The sequence below is a fragment of the Hamadaea sp. genome, from assembly GCF_013362815.1.
Taxonomy (GTDB): domain Bacteria; phylum Actinomycetota; class Actinomycetes; order Mycobacteriales; family Micromonosporaceae; genus Hamadaea.
Genome location: NZ_JABFVK010000015.1, coordinates 133842 through 151579, shown reverse-complemented (window position 1 = coordinate 151579; position 17738 = coordinate 133842). Strand labels below are relative to the sequence as shown.

18 protein-coding genes, 1 tRNA gene and 1 pseudogene are annotated in these 17738 nt (G+C 68.5%); 11 read left to right on the top strand and 9 right to left on the bottom strand.

Annotated features, from left to right (window positions below; translation table 11 throughout):
• Positions 1 to 48: 48 nt before the first annotated feature.
• Positions 49 to 2385 carry a helicase-associated domain-containing protein gene (locus HOV77_RS09275; RefSeq protein WP_290860326.1) on the bottom strand — a complete coding sequence of 779 codons (2337 nt, stop codon included), beginning with the start codon at positions 2383 to 2385 and terminating at the stop codon, positions 49 to 51.
• A 48-nt stretch (positions 2386 to 2433) separates the two neighbouring features.
• Entirely contained in the window at positions 2434 to 3252 is an 819-nt protein-coding gene (locus HOV77_RS09270; protein ID WP_290860325.1) for a L,D-transpeptidase family protein, read from the bottom strand.
• Between the two features lie 143 nt (positions 3253 to 3395).
• Between HOV77_RS09270 and HOV77_RS09265 the strand changes: the two genes are divergently transcribed.
• The 4 genes from HOV77_RS09265 (at position 3396) to HOV77_RS09250 (ending at position 6376) form a co-directional block, all read left to right on the top strand.
• Positions 3396 to 3659: a hypothetical protein gene (locus HOV77_RS09265; RefSeq protein ID WP_290860324.1), complete on the top strand. Its 264-nt coding sequence runs from the start codon at positions 3396 to 3398 to the stop codon at positions 3657 to 3659.
• Positions 3660 to 3686: 27 nt separating this feature from the next.
• A complete protein-coding gene (locus HOV77_RS09260; protein ID WP_290860323.1) occupies positions 3687 to 3971 on the top strand; it encodes a hypothetical protein in 285 nt (94 codons plus the stop codon).
• Between the two features lie 290 nt (positions 3972 to 4261).
• A complete protein-coding gene (locus tag HOV77_RS09255; RefSeq protein ID WP_290860322.1) occupies positions 4262 to 5902 on the top strand; it encodes a DNA repair helicase XPB in 1641 nt (546 codons plus the stop codon).
• A gap of 33 nt (positions 5903 to 5935) precedes the next feature.
• A complete protein-coding gene (locus HOV77_RS09250; protein ID WP_290860321.1) occupies positions 5936 to 6376 on the top strand; it encodes a hypothetical protein in 441 nt (146 codons plus the stop codon).
• A 16-nt stretch (positions 6377 to 6392) separates the two neighbouring features.
• Here the strand turns inward: HOV77_RS09250 and HOV77_RS09245 are convergent, their stop codons facing one another.
• Both HOV77_RS09245 and ligD read right to left on the bottom strand, forming a co-directional pair.
• The gene (locus HOV77_RS09245; protein ID WP_290860320.1) at positions 6393 to 7031 is read right to left on the bottom strand and encodes a LysE family translocator; all 639 of its coding nucleotides are present in this window, start codon (positions 7029 to 7031) and stop codon (positions 6393 to 6395) included.
• A gap of 108 nt (positions 7032 to 7139) precedes the next feature.
• Positions 7140 to 8012, bottom strand: coding sequence for a non-homologous end-joining DNA ligase (gene ligD / locus HOV77_RS09240; protein ID WP_290860319.1), 873 nt, complete (start codon positions 8010 to 8012; stop codon positions 7140 to 7142).
• A 50-nt stretch (positions 8013 to 8062) separates the two neighbouring features.
• Between ligD and HOV77_RS09235 the strand changes: the two are divergent.
• Positions 8063 to 8845 (top strand): annotated as a pseudogene (locus HOV77_RS09235) (Ku protein); the annotation flags it as partial.
• 129 nt (positions 8846 to 8974) lie between these two features.
• Here HOV77_RS09235 and HOV77_RS09230 read toward each other — a convergent pair.
• Positions 8975 to 9469, bottom strand: a complete 495-nt coding sequence (locus tag HOV77_RS09230) for an NUDIX domain-containing protein (protein ID WP_290860318.1) — start codon at positions 9467 to 9469, stop codon at positions 8975 to 8977.
• A gap of 66 nt (positions 9470 to 9535) precedes the next feature.
• Between HOV77_RS09230 and HOV77_RS09225 the strand changes: the two genes are divergently transcribed.
• Entirely contained in the window at positions 9536 to 10834 is a 1299-nt protein-coding gene (locus HOV77_RS09225) for an MFS transporter (protein ID WP_290860317.1), read from the top strand.
• 4 nt (positions 10835 to 10838) lie between these two features.
• On the opposite strand, the gene HOV77_RS09220 is transcribed toward HOV77_RS09225, so the two are convergent.
• A complete protein-coding gene (locus HOV77_RS09220) occupies positions 10839 to 11273 on the bottom strand; it encodes a hypothetical protein (RefSeq protein ID WP_290860316.1) in 435 nt (144 codons plus the stop codon).
• A gap of 121 nt (positions 11274 to 11394) precedes the next feature.
• The gene (locus HOV77_RS09215; protein ID WP_290860315.1) at positions 11395 to 11934 is read right to left on the bottom strand and encodes a PadR family transcriptional regulator; all 540 of its coding nucleotides are present in this window, start codon (positions 11932 to 11934) and stop codon (positions 11395 to 11397) included.
• 59 nt (positions 11935 to 11993) lie between these two features.
• On the opposite strand from HOV77_RS09215, the gene HOV77_RS09210 reads away from it, so the two are divergent.
• Complete coding sequence (locus tag HOV77_RS09210; protein WP_290860314.1) at positions 11994 to 12902, top strand: PHB depolymerase family esterase; 909 nt, start codon at positions 11994 to 11996, stop codon at positions 12900 to 12902.
• Between the two features lie 38 nt (positions 12903 to 12940).
• On the opposite strand, the gene HOV77_RS09205 is transcribed toward HOV77_RS09210, so the two are convergent.
• Positions 12941 to 13013, bottom strand: a tRNA-Thr gene (locus HOV77_RS09205).
• A gap of 58 nt (positions 13014 to 13071) precedes the next feature.
• On the opposite strand from HOV77_RS09205, the gene HOV77_RS09200 reads away from it, so the two are divergent.
• The gene (locus HOV77_RS09200) at positions 13072 to 13308 is read left to right on the top strand and encodes a DUF2530 domain-containing protein (protein WP_290860313.1); all 237 of its coding nucleotides are present in this window, start codon (positions 13072 to 13074) and stop codon (positions 13306 to 13308) included.
• Here HOV77_RS09200 and HOV77_RS09195 read toward each other — a convergent pair.
• On the bottom strand, positions 13305 to 14105 hold the full coding sequence (locus HOV77_RS09195; RefSeq protein WP_290860312.1) for a DUF3027 domain-containing protein: 801 nt from the start codon (positions 14103 to 14105) through the stop codon (positions 13305 to 13307). The two genes, HOV77_RS09200 and HOV77_RS09195, sit on opposite strands and share 4 nt — an antisense overlap.
• Positions 14106 to 14178: 73 nt before the next feature.
• Here HOV77_RS09195 and HOV77_RS09190 point away from each other — a divergent pair, with 73 nt between their 5' ends.
• The 3 genes from HOV77_RS09190 (at position 14179) to HOV77_RS09180 (ending at position 17642) form a co-directional block, all read left to right on the top strand.
• Entirely contained in the window at positions 14179 to 15633 is a 1455-nt protein-coding gene (locus HOV77_RS09190; protein WP_290860311.1) for an NCS2 family permease, read from the top strand.
• A gap of 238 nt (positions 15634 to 15871) precedes the next feature.
• Positions 15872 to 16300, top strand: a complete 429-nt coding sequence (locus HOV77_RS09185) for a MarR family transcriptional regulator (RefSeq protein WP_290860599.1) — start codon at positions 15872 to 15874, stop codon at positions 16298 to 16300.
• 79 nt (positions 16301 to 16379) lie between these two features.
• Positions 16380 to 17642, top strand: coding sequence for an MFS transporter (locus tag HOV77_RS09180; RefSeq protein WP_290860310.1), 1263 nt, complete (start codon positions 16380 to 16382; stop codon positions 17640 to 17642).
• The last annotated feature ends 96 nt before the right edge of the window (positions 17643 to 17738 follow it).

Below are 17738 nucleotides of genomic sequence, written 5' to 3'. Positions count from 1 at the left end.
AGGCGACCGCGTAACGCGAGGCGACCGCGTAACGCGTAACGACCGGCGTCAGGAAGTTTCGGGAACGGCAGCCGTCACTCGAGACAACGCGAAGGTGTGGACGGTCTGCGTACGCTCATCTTCCGCGCGAAGGTAGCCGGCGCCGATCGACACCGGCCGGACCAGTCGCGAGTTGGTCGTCCCGTGCGCATCGACGTAACCGACCCACACCAGCGTCTTCTCCCGCACCGCCTGCTGCAGGACGGCGAGCGCGTCGCTGTGGGCCTGCACGGCGGTGATGCCGTCGACGGTTCCGCCGGTCGCGGCGCGTACGGCCAACGGGGCACGCCGGGCGGCTCGGGCCGCTGCGTCGCCGTGCCGCAGATGTTCGACGATGCCGAGCAGACGTGGCCGGGTCAGCCCGCTCGCGGGGTCGACAGGTGCCATGACCACGGCGCGGGCTGGGGCTCGGCGTACCTTGGGTTTGCTGAGCACCACCGCGCCGGTCGGGTCCTCGGGCACGGGGGTGTAGCCCGCCTCGCGGAGCGCCGTCAGCAGCCTCCCCGGTGGCGACAGTGTGATGAGGACGGTCGGCGCTAGGCGGCGCAACGAGAGCCCCGACAGCCGCCGGTCCGCCAAGGCCGAAGCGATCAGTGCCTCGTCGTCGCTCCGCAGGTACGCACCCGCCGCCCCGGTACGCAGTCCGCCGTGCGTACGCGCGATGTCGTCGATGAGATAAGTCAGCGCCTGCGGCACCGGCGTACGCGATCGTTTGGCGAACAGCGCGTGCAGGTCGGCTCCGGCGTACCCGGCGTCGAGGGCGCGCCGGACGGAGTCCCGGGTGACCCGGTAGACGACTGCGCCACCGCCCGATTCGTGGTCGGCGACGATGTCGAGTTCGGCGGCGAGCTGCGGTTCGGGTGGACCGGGGACCACCACGGTGAGGTCGGCCTGCACCATCAGGTGGTCGACTGGCGGCGGCAGCAGGTGCCCGAGCGCGACCGACGCCGGGGTCTCCTCGCGGGGCCGGTCGGCGCCGGGACGGCGGCCCAGGGGATCGTCCTCGGCGTTCACGCCGTCGTCCAGCACCAACGCGCCATAGGCGGTCAGCCCGCCGAATCCGGTGACCCCCAGCGCAGCCGCCTCCGCCAGGACGGCCGAGTAGACCGCCTCCCGACCGCGTACGCGAATCGGCGCACGCCACGCGACCAGGTCCAGCAGCTCCTGTTCGGAGGGTGTCGGACCGAGCGTCAGCGTGCCGAGCACCTCCCGGCGCAGCCCGGGCATCCCGGCGCGCTCGGCTTCCGGTGCGAGCGCGGTGATCGGGCGGTCCCGTTCGTCGCGCAGCCCGATCAGCGACGGCTGTCTCGGCATGTTCAGCCAGGCCTCGGCGAGCTGCGTCCAGCGTTGCGCCAGCGGCTTGTCCCGCCAGGCGTCGTAGCCCACGGCGGGCAGATATTCCGTCTCGGTCTCGCCGACGAGTCCGGCGGCCGCGGCCACCTCCAGCAGTAGGGCGGCGGTCGGCTCCGGTAGTTCGGCCGCTTTCGCCAGCCGCCGCAACGGAAGCACGCCGACCCCACCGCCGCGCAGGATGCTGATCGGCTCGGCGGCCAGCGCCTCCAGCACCGCTTCGGCTTCGCGTACGACCGTCATCGCCTGCCCGGCTCCGGCTCGGTCGATCGTGGTGCGCGGACGCGACCCGGCCGGCAACTCCGGCGGCTGCGGATGCAGGCGGCCCAGCGGTCCCTGGTCCCGCCGCAACAACAGCCCCAGCTCACGCGGCAACTCGACCGTCTGGTCGTCTAGGCGTACCAGTAGATGTTGATCTATCAGCTCCAGCACGGCCGCGGGCGGCTCGCTGAACGTGCCCACCGGCGGGCCTTCGGCCAAGCGGTCCAGGACCGCGCGGGCCGCGGGCGGTGCGGCCAGGAGCGTGCGGCGGAGGCGGGCCGGGTCGCTCGCGAGCGCGGCCGCTGCCGGGTCCAGCTCCGCCGCCGGTCTTCCCAGTCCCGACGGGTACGCAGAAAGCACTTCATCGATTGCACCAGTGAGCCGCAGCTCACCCTCGGGCCCGTACAACAGGAAGAGTTTCTGGAGGGTGTGGACGGCTTCGCGGACCCGGACCGGCTCGGGACCGCCGGTGGGCACCGCGGCCAGCGCCACGATGGCATCCATGGAGGTGTAGCCGTCGTCGCTCCGGGTGAGCCGGGCGGCGTCCAGGATCTCGAGGGTGAACCGGTCGAGCCGCTCGACGACGCGGGCCAGCGACAGCCGGGTCTGCGCCCGGGCCGCCAGCGCGGAGAGGTCCGGCGGCACCGGCGTGATCAGATCGGGGCGGGCGCGCAGCAGCTCACCGAGCGCCTCGTCGGAGAGGGCCCGCAACCGGTCGGCGAATGAGGTGGTCATCGTCGCTCAACCGTACCCATTCCCACCGCGGCTGCGGGCCTCCCGGGCTCAGGTTCCCGGCCGGCGACCGTACAGGTGAACCTTGGAGCCGTAGCCGAGCGTCGAGTAGTACTTCTGCGCGTCGACCTTCAGCAGGTTGACGCAGCCGTGCGAGCCGATCCCCGTGTTGTGGATGTACGTGGTCGTCTCGTGGAAGCCGTCGCCGTTGTAGAACTGCTGCCAGTACGGCAGCCACACCTCATACGGGTTCGACCAGTGCTTCGGCGCGCGGTCGAAGATCTTGTACCAACCCGACGGCGTCGCATACCCGGCCATCCCCGTACGCGTGACGGTCGGCCCCCAGATGACCTGGCCGCCCTTCATCAGGTACGTCGTCTGGTGGGTGAGGTCGACGCAGGCGACGAGCCCGGTGCCGGCCTGGCACTTGCTGGGATCGGTGGCGGCGAGCCGCTTGGCCACGCTCGCCGTGGTATCCCCGGCCCGGCCGTTGGCGGGCGAGATCCCGAACCGCTTCTGGAACTTCTTGATGACGGCGCAGTCGGCGTCGGTCTGCTGACCGTCGACCACGATCGCGCCCCACGTGCCGAGCTTGGCCAGCGCCGTCTCGACTTCCTTCTGGCGCGGGCCCTGCTGGCACGTCGACGTGGAGGTAGTGGTGGTCTTGCTCGGCGTCGCCGTCTTGCTCGGGCTCGCGCTCGGCGACGCCGTGCTCGGGCTCGCGCTCGGTGATGCGGCCGCCGACGTCTCCGCGACCGGAGCCAGGGACGGCGAACCGCCGCCGGCCTGCGAATCCGGTTGGCAGGCGGTCAACGCGAACAGCGTCGCGGCCGCTGCCGCGACCACCGCCACCGCGTGGTTTCTCCTCATGAAGCCCTCCCCAGTGCTCCGGAACCCGCGTCTAGCCGATCAGACGTGCTTGGGGGCTGCTCCGGTTGCAGGCCGAGACTAGACAAGAGCGTCCAGAAGGGAAAGAGAGCCGAATGTGAGTTTCCTGGCAAACCATTCGGAGGATGTTTGATCGATGGTTCGACGGCCACGCTCAGGAAATGGAGACCCGGGCGCGGCTTTCCCTGGCGGCCACCGCCACTGTCGCCGTCGCCTGCGCGGCGGGCTGGCTGGCCCTGTCCTGGCTCGTCCGGCGGGAGTCGTTCGGCGAGGCCGTCAACGAGGCGTTCGGCGTCCTTTTCGGGGTACTCATCCTGCTGTCCGTCATCGGCGCGCTCCGAGCCCGCTCGCGCGCCAATTCGGGCGAAGATCCAGAAAATCCCTCATAATCCCCAGGGGGATGACACCCTGGAACAGTGACAGCGGTGAACGCGGGAGGGACCGAGATGACCGCCGAGCCCGGCCAGGAGGGTGAGACAGCGGAGGCGCAAACGCCGGTCGGCGGGCGTACGGGCCTGTCGAGGACGGCTCAGGTGGCGGTGGCGGTCACCGCGTTCGGCCTCACCGCCTGGTTCTTCTTCGCCTGGCTGGTCCTCGATCGGATGATGCTCGACGCGGCCGGCGAAGCGATCGGCAGCGGGCTGCTCGTACTGCTACTCGTCTCGATCGTCAGCGCTTTGGTCCGTAGCCGCGCCGACTGAGATCCGTCTGAAGAAACGGCTGCCGGCGGTACTGCGTTCGCCCCCGTTGGACTCCCCCGAACGCTCATACCGCCGGCCTGCCGGCCATCAGGCCTACCGCTTCTTCCACCACGAGGGACGCACGAAGCCGAATGTGTGGTTGCGAAGCAGCCACCATTTCGGCCGTTCGGCGGGTCACCATGACCGAGCGGAGGAGCGCCGCGTCACGCTCCGCTCAGCGGGGACTGACGGTGAGCAGCGCCTTCGTGTCAGACTGGAGGGTCCCCTGCTGCGTGCATCGAGGTGAGTTCATGTCGAGCGGTCCGCTGATCGTCCAGTCCGACAAGACCCTGCTGCTGGAGGTCGATCATCCGGACGCGGCCGCCTGCCGAGCGGCCATCGCGCCCTTCGCCGAGTTGGAACGCTCGCCCGAACACGTGCACACGTACCGGCTGACTCCGCTCGGGCTCTGGAATGCCCGCGCCGCCGGGCATGACGCCGAGCAGGTCGTGGACGCCCTCCTCAAGTACTCCCGCTACCCGGTGCCGCACGCGCTGCTGGTGGACGTCGCCGAGACGATGGACCGCTACGGCCGCCTGCAACTCGCCAACGATCCGGCCCACGGCCTCGTCCTGCGCGGGCTGGACCGGGCGGTGCTCATCGAGGTGGCCAAGTCCAAGAAGCTCGCCGGGATGCTCGGTACGCAGCTCGACCCGGACACGATCGCGGTACATCCCTCCGAACGCGGCCGTCTCAAGCAGGCCCTGCTGAAGCTGGGCTGGCCGGCCGAGGACCTGGCTGGATACGTCGACGGTGAAGCCCACGAGATCGATCTGGCTCTCGACGGCTGGACTCTGCGGTCCTACCAGAAGGAGGCCGTCGAGCACTTCGAGGCGGGCGGTTCCGGCGTCGTGGTCCTGCCCTGTGGCGCGGGCAAGACGCTGGTGGGCGCGGCGGCGATGGCCTCGGCCAAGGCCACCACGCTGATCCTGGTGACGAACACGGTCGCCGCCCGTCAGTGGAAGCGGGAGCTGCTCGCCCGCACCTCGCTCACCGAGGAGGAGATCGGGGAGTACTCCGGCGAGCGCAAGGAGATCCGGCCGGTCACCATCGCCACGTACCAGGTGCTCACCATGCGCCGCGGTGGCACCTTCCCGCACCTCAACGTGTTCGATGCCCGGGACTGGGGACTCATCGTCTACGACGAGGTCCACCTGCTGCCCGCGCCGATCTTCCGGTTCACCGCCGACCTCCAGGCCCGCCGCCGTCTCGGCCTGACCGCCACCCTCGTCCGCGAGGACGGCAAGGAAGGTGACGTCTTCAGCCTCATCGGCCCGAAGCGGTACGACGCGCCGTGGAAGGACATCGAGGCGCAAGGCTGGATCGCCCCGGCCGAATGCGTCGAGGTACGCGTGACGCTGACCGACGCCGAGCGGATGGCGTACGCCATGGGCGAAGCCGAGGAGCGCTATCGGATGGCGTCGACCGCCCGCACGAAGCTGCCCGTCGTCCAGGCCATCGTCGAGCGCCATCCCGACGAGCAGGTGCTGGTCATCGGGGCGTACCTCGATCAGCTGCACCAGCTGGGGGAGTATCTCGACGCGCCCATCCTGGAAGGCAGCACCACCAACAAGGAACGGGAACGGCTGCTCGACGAGTTCCGCTCGGGGCAGCTGCGTACCCTCGTGCTGTCCAAAGTGGGCAATTTCTCCATCGACCTGCCCGAGGCGGCGGTGGCGATCCAGGTCTCCGGCACCTTCGGCTCCCGTCAGGAGGAGGCGCAGCGGCTCGGCCGGGTCCTGCGCCCGAAGGCCGACGGGCGGCAGGCGCACTTCTACACGGTCGTCTCTCGCGACACCATCGACACCGAGTACGCCGCCCACCGGCAGCGGTTCCTCGCCGAGCAGGGGTACGCGTACACGATCGTCGACGCCGACGACGTCCTCGCCTGATCGGTACGGCGTACCCGTCGTAGCATGCGGGGCATGGCATTGCTGGCCTCGGGAACGTTTCGCCGTACGCCGCTCGAGCGATCAGATCAGCGCGTTTCGTGGGAACGGACGGATCAGGCCTTCTTCAGTTCGGGTGCGTGCCACATTCTCGCCTGGACCTGCCGGGACGCGCATCCGGACCAAGGCATCGAGCTCGCGTCGCTGTATCTACTCGGGGAGCAGCACCCACTGCACACCTATGCCCGCTGGAACGGCTGGGCGTTCGACGCTTCGGGATGGAACTCGGAGGCCGAACTTCGCCGGGTCAACGCGGAGTTCGAGGGCCGTGCGGTGGAGCGCGTAGAGCGCATCGACGTCGACCTCGCGGAGTTCTGCCGGTTGCATGTGCATCGGATGCCGCACCAGTACTGGCGCGATCCGATTCCGCGGGCGCGCGCCTACGTGGCCCGCTTCACGCCGCCTTGGGAAGCTTGACCGCGGCTGGAGCGGGTCAGTCTTTACGGCCGGTGACCGCCACGGTCACGCCGAGGCCGATCATGGCGAGGCCGCCGGCGCCGCCGACCATCGCCAGCCGACGAGGTGAGCGGCCGAACCAGTCGCGGGCGAAGGAGGCGGCGACTCCCCAGAGGCTGTCGCAGATCACCGCGATGAGGTTGAAGATCAGGCCGAGCAGGAGCATCTGTGCCACAACGTGACCGCGGGCCGGATCGACGAACTGCGGTAGGACCGCCGCGAAGAAGACGATCGTCTTGGGGTTGGAAACGCCGACCACGAAGCCTTCCCAGAGGGTCCGGCGTCCGGCGGCGGCCGCTTCGTCGGCGGCGAACACGGCAGTCAACGAGCGGCGGGCCCGCCAGGCCTTGACCCCCAGATAGACCAGGTACGCCGCCCCGGCCAGCTTCAGCACCGTGAAGACGACGATCGAGCGCTCGACGACGGAGCCGACGCCGAAGGCGACCGCCGCCACTAGTACGCACGCCCCGAGGGTGTTGCCGAGGACCGTGGTCAGGGCAGCCCGCCGCCCGTGGGCGAGCGCGCGGCCGATCACGAACAGCACGCTCGGTCCCGGGATGAGGATCAGCACCAGGGACATCGCGGCGAAGGCGAGCAGACGGTCGACGGACACCATTCATCCATGCAACCGCATCGGCGACCAGGTCTTCAACCCGATATCGGGCGCGTTGATCATGATGTTGGGGGTCGCGACACGCCGTCCGGTGGAACCTTGGGTTCATGATCAACGTGCAGGGCGGCGGCGGGGCGTACTCGGGAGGGCCGGACCGGGCGACAGGAGCGGGGCGTGGAGGTCGGCGTACTCGTTGATCCGCGCAAGGACGCGCGCGGGCGTGAAGTCGGCCGCGGTGAACGAGCCGTCACTGACCTCGTCCCAGGTGACCGGCGTCGAGACGGTCGGTGAATCGCCCGCGCGGAGGGAGTAGACGCAGACCGTGGTCTTCGAGGGGTTGTTCTGGCTCCAGTCGATGAAGACCTTGCCGGGCCGCCCGGCCTTGGCCATCTGGTCGGTCACCGCGTCGGGCGCGGCCCGCGCGAACTCGGCCGCGCGCTCGCGGGCATAGTCCATGATCTGCTCGGCGGTCGCGGTGACGGGGCAGGTGACCTGCATGCCCTTGCGCCCGGAGGTTTTCGGGTACGCCGTGAGCCCGTCCACCGCCAGCCGATCGCGCAACGCCTGCGCCACCGCGCGGCACTCGTCGAGGCCGGCCGGTTCGGTCGGATCGAGATCGAAGACGATGCGGTCGGGGTGCTCGGGACCGTTCGCCACCTGCCATTGCGGCGTATGCAGTTCCAGTGCCGCGAGGTGGGCGAGCCACACGAGCGTGGCGAGTTCGTCGACCACGATGAGGCCGCTGTCTACGCGTACCCAGCTCGGTTTGGCGGCGGGCGCGTTCTTCTCGAAGAATCCCTGCGCCTGCGCGCCGGAGGGGTAGCGAATCCGGGTCACCTGGCGATCGGCCAAGTGGGGCAGCATGACCGGGGCGATCCGGGTGTAGTAGTCGATGATCTCGGCCTTGGTGAAGCCGTCGGGGTAGAGGGCTTTGTCCAGGTTTGTGAGGTCTATCCGTCGGCCTTCCACTTCGACCCTGGTCACGTTCTCAGGATAGGCCGCGCTCTCGGCGGCCGACTGCCAAGATGGGTGATATGCGGGCAATCTGGAAGGGTGCCATCTCCTTCGGCCTGGTCTCCATCGCCGTCCGGCTCTACGCCGCGACCGAGGAGAAGGACATCCGGTTCCACCAGGTGCACGTCAAGGACGGCGGGCGGGTCAAGTACCAGCGCGTCTGCACGATCGACGGCAAACAGGTGGACTACGACCAGCTCGCGAAGGGCTATGAAGTCGGCGATCAAATGGTCGTCCTCACCGACGACGACTTCGCCGACCTTCCGTTGAGTAGTTCCCGTGCGATCGATGTGCTCGAATTCGTCCCCGAGGACCAGATCGATCCGATCCTGTACAGCCGGGCGTACTACTTGGAACCGGACGGCAACGTCGGGCTCAAGCCGTACCTGTTGCTGCGGGACGCGTTGAGCAAGGCCGGCCGCGTCGGGCTGGTGAAGGTGGCGCTGCGCCAACGTGAGCAACTCGCCACTGTGCGCGTACGCGACGACGTGCTCGTCCTCAACACGATGCTCTGGCCCGACGAGGTACGCCAACCGGCGTTCGACGTGCTCGGCGGAGCCGACCAGGTGAAGCTGCACAAGCAGGAGCTCCAGATGGCCGGCTCGCTGATCGAGTCGATGTCCGACGAGTTCGACCCGACCGAGTACACCGACGCGTATCGGGAGGCGTTGCAGCAGGTCATCGAGGCCAAGATCGAAGGCCGCGAAGTGGTGACGCCGCCGCAGCCGCAGGAGGGCGAGGCCGAGGTCATCGACCTGATGGCAGCGCTACGCGAGTCGGTCGCGAAGGCGAAAGCCGCCCGCAAAGCCGCCTAGCCGCACCACGCTTCGCGCTGCCGCGCCACGCCGCGCGCTAGATCACGGATCGCGGTCGAATCTTGGGTCAAGATTCGACCCGGAACCCTGATCCAGCGCTGTGGAAGGGCGGACGGTTCAGCGGACGACGAACCGGCCGGTGCGCTCGAACTCCGCGAGGTCGGCGAGCGTCCGCTGCATCGTGGGGCTCTGATTCGGGAAGTCCGCCGGATGGAAGTACGCCGCGTCGGTCGCCTCCTCCGGATCCGGGTTGAGCTCGCCCGTGACCTCGGTGATCAGGCAGGCCAGGATGATGTGCTGATACGTGTGCTGCCACTGGTTGGTATGCGTGTGGTCCGGCCCGGTGTACAGGGCGAACGGGACGGCGGTAACCGCCTTCAGCCCCGTCTCCTCGTAGGTCTCCCGGATGGCGCAGTCGACCATCGACTCGCCGATCTCCATGCCGCCGGCCGGGAACGCCCAGATGCCGTTGTCCGCCCGCTTGATCAGCAGATAACGACCCTGCTCATCGCGGATGACCCCGCGCCCGCCGATCAGGAACAACGTGTCCTCGGGCAGCGCTGCCCGGAGCTTGCCGTGATAAGACGCCCACCATTCGTCGACAGCACCCATGGGCCGAAGCGTAGCCGCCGAAACCGGCTCGACGCCGCCCGCGCCGGTCCGGCATCATCTGCGGCGATGAGTACAAGGAAACGCTTTTCGCTCGACTGGTCGCCGCTGCGCGGACGGGACTTCCGGCTGCTCTACAGCGCCATGACGGTGACGTCCATCGGGTCTTTCATCACGTTCGTGACGATCCCGTACCAGGTCACCAAGATGACCGACGACCCGTTGCTGGTCGGTCTGATCGGCGTCTGCGAACTCGTCCCCTTGCTGTTCATGGCTTTCGTCGGCGGCGCGCTCGCCGACTACGTCGACCGTCGCGTACTCGTCTTCGGCGGCGAGGTGGCCCAGCTCTCGCTCACCGTCCTCCTCCTGCTCAACGCGCTGCTCGGCAAGCCGCACCTGTGGCTGCTCTATCTGATCGCGGCCCTCGCGGCCGCCGTCGACGGCCTCCAACGGCCCGCGCTCGAAGGGCTCACGCCGCGCCTGGTCGACGCCGACAAGATCCCCGCGGCCAGCGCGCTCACCTCGCTGCGCCATCAGTTCGCGTCCATCGGCGCCCCGGCCATCGCCGGGTTGCTCATCGCGGCGTTCGGCACGGGCCGCGGTCTCGCTTGGGTGTACGCCATCGACGTGGCCACGTTCGGCGTATCCCTTGCCCTGCTCGCGATGATGAAGGCGGTCCCGCCGCCGGAGATGGCGGATCGGCCGTCGTTGCGCAGTGTCGCGACGGGTCTGCGGTACGCCGTACGCCGACCAGAATTGCTCGGCACGTACTTGGTGGACATCAACGCGATGGCGTTCGGCATGCCCCAGGCGCTCTATCCGTTCTTCGCCGAACGCTTAGGCGGCCCAGCCGTCCTCGGTCTCCTGTACGCCGCTCCCAGCGTCGGATCGATGCTGGCCACCTTGACATCGGGCTGGACCCAGCGCATCCATCGGCATGGGCTGGCGGTCGTCATCGCGGCCGGGCTCTGGGGCGTCGGCATCGTCATCTTCGGTCTGTCGAACGCGTTGTGGATCGCCATCGCCGGGCTATTGGCGGCCGGAGCGGCCGACATGATCTCGGGCGTCTTCCGGTCGACGATCTGGAACCAGACGATCCCCGACCACTTGCGCGGCCGTCTTGCGGGGATCGAGATGCTCTCCTACTCGATCGGCCCCCTGCTCGGCGGCGTACGCAGCGGCGGCATGGCCAAGATCGTCGGCATCGGCGGTTCGGTCGTCTGGGGTGGCGCGCTATGCATCGCCGGCACGGTCGCGCTGGCGGCTGCGTTGCCGAAGTTCGTGAAGTACGACGGGCGCGACGGCCTGGCCCAGAAAGAAGCCGAGGAGGCCGAGCGCGCTGCGCTCGTGGCCTCCTCGGCGGGGTGAGACGTCAGCTTGCCTTGTTCGGTACGAGGCAGAGGATGGTGCCGCTGGCGGACTTGCCGAACCAGTAGGCGCTCTCCGCGTCCGGGTACGCCGTGCACGGGTTCTGAGTCGACTTGAAGTACGACTCGGACTTGTTGGTGATCACACCGACGACCTTGTCGTGGGCCTTAGCGTCGCTGCAGTCCACTGTGGTGACGTTCTCGACGTCGGCGTCGGTCTTGGCCTCGGAGACGCACTCGCCGACGGCCGGGGTCTTGGCGGTGATGTTGCCGGAGAGGTACTTGTAGGCACCGAAGCCGAGGGCGATGACGAGCACGATGCCGCCGATGACGAGACGCCACAACAGAGCCTTGCCGACGCCCTTCGCGATCTGCTTGCCGCGGGATTCCTCCTGGGCCGGCGGCTGCGGGGCGGGCTGGTAGGTAACGGGCTCGGACATGGGGGTGCTTCCTCCAGAGGGGGTGATGCCTGCGGATCATTCCGCGACCGGCACACCCTAGCGGCACCCGGCGACATGTCTCGCCCTGGATGAACGATCAGACTGAGATTTCGCTGAATAGTTACCTTTCCAACCGCAAGACGAGCCATTCACACCAGTCGAGCATCGTCCGTTCGGCGGCCACACCCATCCGGAGCGTGGCGTACGCCCCGAACTTCGGGTTGGCCGGATCGTCGTGGCCTTGGGCTTCGGCTTGCGCTTGCTGAGCCAGATAGTCGTCGAGCCGCCGCCGATGCTTCTGCGCTTCGGCTCGGTACAAGGCGCGCATGGCTTCGCGGTCGGCGGCGGCCAACGCGTACGTCTTGAGGACCAGTTCGTCTTTGGGTGGGCGGCGCTGCGGCGGCTGGACCAGCCACTGCGCCAGTTCCGCCCGGCCCGCTGCGGTGAGCCGATGGATCTTGCGGTCGTGCGGACCGGGTCCGGCCGCCACGTCGTGGTCGATCAGCCCGTCCGCCGTCATCCGGGCCAGCTCGGGATAGATCTGGCTCTGCTGAGCCGTCCAGTAGTAGCCGATCGGGCGGCGCATCCGCTGGACGATCTCGTATCCGGTCAACGGGCCGGCGTGCAGAGCGGCCAGCAGGGCGTAGCGCAGCGTGCTCACATCTGCTATTCAACTCCTGACATAGTTTATTTCAGAAGTGACATAGCAGGGAGGCTGCGATGCGAACCATCCGAGCCACGGGCGCTGCTTTAGGCGTACTCCTAGTGCTGACGGCGTGCGACGCGAAACCCGAGGCCGCGCCGGCCGGACCGACCCCCACCGTGGCCGCGCCGAGTGCGAGCCCGAGCCCCCGAGTGCCGGACGTGCCGCGCGGCGGTGACCAGACGATCGCGCTGGACGTGGGCGGCCAGACGCGGACCGCGCAGGCGCACGCGCCCGCCGGATACCAGCCGGGGATGCCGCTGGTCGTGGCGTTCCACTACTACCGGTCCGACGTGGACGTGCTGCGCCGGATGACGCGGCTGGACGCGAAGGCCGACCAGAAGGGTTTCGTCGTGGTCTATCCCGAGACCATCATCTCGGGTTTCAACGCGATGGACTGCTGCGGCGACTATGACGACGTCGGCTTCGTCAAGGCGCTGGTGGCGCACATGATCGAGGTGTGGCAGGTCGATCCCCGGCGGGTGTACGCGACCGGCATCTCCAACGGCGCGGACATGACCTTCCGGATGGCCGTGGCGGCACCGGGTCTCTTCGCCGCGATCGCGCCCGTCTCCGGCGGTTTCATCGGGTCGCGCACGGCCGACCCCGCGTTCAAGCCGGCCAAGCCGGTCTCGGTGGTCACCTTCATCGGCCTGCTCGACAACGCCGACGTCTTCAACGGCGGCCTGGATATCTGGCGGACCCGGCTCGGCTGCAAGCCGTCGGCCAAGGGTGTGTACGCCAAGGGCATCACCTGGACCCGTACGCGCTGCGCCGACGGCTCGGAGGTGGTCGATTACCAGATCGCGGGCATGGAACACCGGTGGCCGGGCGGCACCGAGGTCGGGCTCGGCAGCCCCGAGACGAAGATCAACGCGGTCGACGTGATGTGGGACTTCTTCGCTGCTCATCCCCGGCGCGGATAAAGCAGAAGGCCCCGGGGTGACCCGGGGCCTTTTCGCAGAGCCGCCTAACGGAATCGAACCGTTGACCTATTCATTACGAGTGAATCGCTCTGCCGACTGAGCTAAGGCGGCAACGGTTGACCAGTGTACGCGATGCTCCGGCGATCTTCCTAACCGGTATCCTCATCGCGTGACGTCCACCCCGCCCGCCGCGGAGCCGCCGGTCAAGCCGCTCGATCCGCCGATGACTCCGCTCGCGATCGGCGGTATCGCGCTCTGGGCGGTGGCCGCCGTGGTGCTCTGGATCGCCGGTGCGCCCAGCAGCTGGGTGTGGATCTGTGTGGCCGGTGTGATCGTCGGCATCCCCGGCTGGCTGACGATGCGGGTGCACGACCGCAACCGCGCCCGTCGCCTGGGCTCTTCCTAGACCTCTTCGACCGCGCCGTCGTCGTACGCCGTCGGCAGCGCCTCGACCGGGGGACCGGCGTCGACGACCACCTCGGAGTGCGCGCCGCAACCGTGGTCCAGCGAGACGACGCGACCGTCGTCGGGGGCGTACTCGTTGCCGCAGACGCCGAACATCTGCTTCATCGCGCCGCCCATGAGCAGCAGGAAGCCGCACGAAACGCAGCGCGCGTGCCGGGGCGCGGCCTCAGCGATGGGTGCGTGCGGGCCGTGATCCCCGTCATACCACCGCTGGGCGGTCTCCTCACGGCCTTCCTTGCTCAGCATGCGCGGTCGGCCGAGGCCCAGCTCCCAGCTCTCGGTGTCGATCTCGGGATCGTCCGCGAGCAGGTACCCCGGCACCAGGCGAGGGTCGTCGGGGGCGGTCGGGAGCAGGTCGCCGACGCCCAGGTCGCCCGGGCGCAGCCGCTCCTCCCACGGGAGCCAGCCCGGCGCGAGCAGCGCGCCGTTGCCGGGCAGCAGCACCGTCTCGCAGACCGTGACGAGCTTCGACCGCGGCGCCCGGGTGACGGTGACGGCCCACTGCCAGCCCCGATAACCGGGCCGGAGCGAGGCGAAGTAATGCGTGACGAGCCGGTCGGCTTCGGCGACGACACCCTCGTGATCGCCCACCTCATCCGCCGGGACCTCGGTGATCGCGGCGCGGGCGACCTCGACGGCGTCGGCGCAGACCTGGTCGAGGCGAGCGGGGCGGGTGGCGGTCCTGGTCACGGGGACATTCTTCCTCATCGGTGGGCGATCGCGCGAGCGACCCCGCATGCCGGTGCCGCAACACAACGTTGCTGGTGGGACAGACGTGACGGGTGACCTTCTTTATGCCACGATGCGGCCCATGTCGACGACTGCGCGGGAACTGCCGTTCCTGGACCGATACTTCGAGATAAGCGCGCGGGGGTCCACCCTCTCCCGCGAGCTGCGCGGTGGCCTCGCCACCTTCTTCACGATGGCCTACATCGTGGTCCTCAACCCGCTGATCCTGGGCTCGGCCAAGGACAGCACGGGAGCGACGCTCTCCATTCCGCAGGTGGCCGCGGCAACGGCGCTGGTGGCCGGCGTGATGACGGTGTTCATGGGGGTCTACGGACGGTTCCCCCTCGCCCTGGCGGCCGGTCTCGGCGTCAACGTCATCGTCGCCAAGGACATCGCCTCCCAGATGACCTGGGCCGACGCGATGGGCCTGGTGGTCATCGAGGGCATCCTGATCGGCATCCTGGTGCTGACCGGGCTGCGTACGGCGATCTTCCACTCGGTGCCGAGTCAGCTGAAGATCGCCATCGGGGTCGGCATCGGTCTGTTCCTGGCCCTGATCGGCTTCGTCGACTCGGGCTTCGTCATGCGCGTACCGGATGCGGCGCAGACCACCGTCCCGGTGGGCATGGGCTTCAACGGCGTGATCATCACCTGGCCTGGAATGGTCTTCGCGATCGGCTTGCTCGCCACGATCGTCATGCTCGCGCGCAAGGTACGCGGCGCGATCCTGCTCGGCATCGTCGGCACCACGATCCTGGCGATCATCGTCGAGGCGATCGCGAAGGTCGGCCCCTCCGGCGGCCCGAACGGCAACCCGCACGGCTGGGGCCTGAACGTGCCGAGCTGGCCCGACAAGGCGGTCGGCATGCCCGATCTGAGCCTGCTGGGCAACTTCAGCCTCGTCGGCGGCTTCAAGGCGGCGGGCGCGGCGGTCACCCTCGTGTTCATCTTCGTCCTGCTGCTCAGCGACTTCTTCGACACGATGGGCACCATGGTCGCGGTCGGCGAGGAGGCCGGCCCCGACGGCAAGCTCATCGGCGCCGACGGCATGCCTCCGCGTACCAAGGAGATCTTGCTCGTGGACTCGGTGGCCGCGGCCGCCGGTGGCGCGGCGAGCGTCTCGAGCAACACCTCGTACATCGAGAGCGCGGCGGGTGTGGGCGAGGGCGCGCGGACCGGTCTGGCGAGCGTCGTGACCGGCGTGCTGTTCCTGCTGGCGATGTTCCTGTCGCCGCTGGTGACGGTCGTGCCGTTCGAGGCGGCGGCGACCGCGCTGGTGATCGTCGGTTTCCTGATGATGACCGGCGTACGCCAGATCGACTGGACCGACTACGAGATCGCGATCCCGGCGTTCCTGACGATCGTGCTCATGCCGTTCACCTACTCGATCACGAACGGCATCGGCGGCGGTGTCGTCTCGTTCGTGCTCATCAAGGCGGCGAAGGGCAAGGCACGCGACGTTCACCCGTTGCTGTGGGGCGTCGCCGCTCTGTTCGTGCTGTACTTCCTCCGTGGTGTCATCACCGAGTTGATCTAGCGCGCGGGGTTTGGCGCTGGATCAGGGATCTCGGTCGAATCTTGCGGCATGATTCGACCCGGAACCCTGATCCAGCGCCGACGCCTCGAGCCGAGTTGATCTAGCACGAACGGCGGAGCCGCTGAGCCGTCCGGTCGGAGCAAGATCAACCGGACGGCTCAACATGGTGTTCCACCTCATAAAACGATGTCGTTAGCCAGGCTCATTAGCTAGCCTAATAATCGTGACGGAGTGGCCGATGGTGGCGGAACCTGCGACTGAACTCGCGGTTCGATTGCGTGACGCCATCACGCGGCTCAACCGGCGGGTCCGGCAAGCCCGGCCGGTAGGCGATTTGACGGTGACCCAGCTGTCCGCTCTGACCAGCCTCGAACTGGCCGGTGCCCTGACCCCACGGGAACTGGCCGACGTGGAACGCGTCCAACCGCCCACGATGACCAAGATCGTGGCCAAACTGGAGGCCCGGGGCCTGGTGCAGCGTACGCCGCACCCGACCGACAAACGGCAGGTCATCCTGTCGAGCACGGGTCTGGGACGCGACATCCTCGGGCAGTACGAGCGGGTGCGAGACGAATGGCTGGCGGCCCGCCTGGCTGAGTTGACCCCCGATGAACGTGACGTGCTTCAGCACGCCGCCGAGGTGTTGTCAAGGATCGCCCGCAACTAGCGCGCATCGCCCATCCCCGGGCCGGCCCGCTTCGTCCGATGTGGATGACGGCTAGGCGGAGGGCAGCACTTTGAAAACCATGTTCCGGTCCCTGATGGTGCGGAACTATCGTCTGTTCGCGACCGGTCAGCTGGTGAAGCTGATCGGCTCCTGGATGATGTTCGTCGCGCAGGACTGGCTGGTTCTCTCGCTGTCCGGCAACAGCGCCACGGCGCTCGGCATCGTGACCGCCCTCCAGTTCGTGCCCGCCGCGTTGCTCACCTTGCCGGGTGGGCGACTGGCCGACCGCTACGACAAGCGGCTGATCCTGTTGATTGCGAACAGCTTCTGGACCTTCCTCGCATTGCTCTTCTCGATCCTGGTGCTGGCCGGCACCGTGCAGATCTGGCACATCTACGTCTTCGCGCTGCTTCTCGGCATCGCCCAGGCCATCGAGACGCCCGTACGCCAGTCCTTCGTCTCGGAGCTGGTGGGTTCGCCGCTGCTGCCCAACGCGTTGTCGCTGTCGGCGGCGACGTTCAACTCCGCCCGCATCATCGGCCCGGCGCTGGCCGGCGTCGCGATCGCGGCCTTCGGCACCGGACCGGTGTTCGGAATCGCCGCGATCAGCTCGTTGTCGCCGCTGCTCGGCCTGGCCCGCATGCGTCCGGGGGATCTGCACCGCAAGGAGTTGCCGCCCAAGGACGAGCGGGCCGACGCGCGCATCCTCGACGGCCTGAAGTACGCGTGGCGTCGCGCCGATCTACGGCTGCCCATGCTGCTGATGGGCGTCATCGGGATGGCCGGGTTCAACTTCCAGCTGACTCTGGCCGCGTTGGCCAAGACCGTGTTCAACACCGGCGCCGCGTCGTTCGGCCTCTTCACCACCGCGTTGGCCGTCGGCGCGCTCGGCGGTGCGCTCGCCGGGACCTTCCGCAAGGGACGGCCGTCGGTCTATCTCATGCTCACCGCGGCCGTCACCTTCAGCACGCTGGAGATCTTCGTCGGGCTGGTCCCGGCGTACTGGGGCGTCATTCTGCTGCTCGTGCCGACCGGGTTCTTCATGGTCTTCTTCGCGCAGTCCGCGAACCAGCGGGTCCAGCTCGGCACCGAGGCCGACTTCCGCGGCCGGGTCATGGCGCTCTACGTGCTGGTCTTCCTGGGGACCACGCCGGTCTCGTCGCCCGCGATCGGCTGGGCGGCCGAACACCTGGGCGCGGGCACCTCGATCTGGCTCGGCGGCGCGGTCTCCCTGATCGCCGCCCTGGTCGCGCTCGCGTGGCAGTTGCGCCACGCCGGGGATCGCCTGGAATTCACGGTACGCCCAGTGCCGAAACTGACCGTGTCGGCGGCGCGGGGGTGACCCGGAACGTCATACCCGCGTGATGGAGTTTCTTTCGGATCAGGGTGGTATCACTGGGCGGAAATTCGTAGCGGTCACTTCGGGGTACGACTAGGC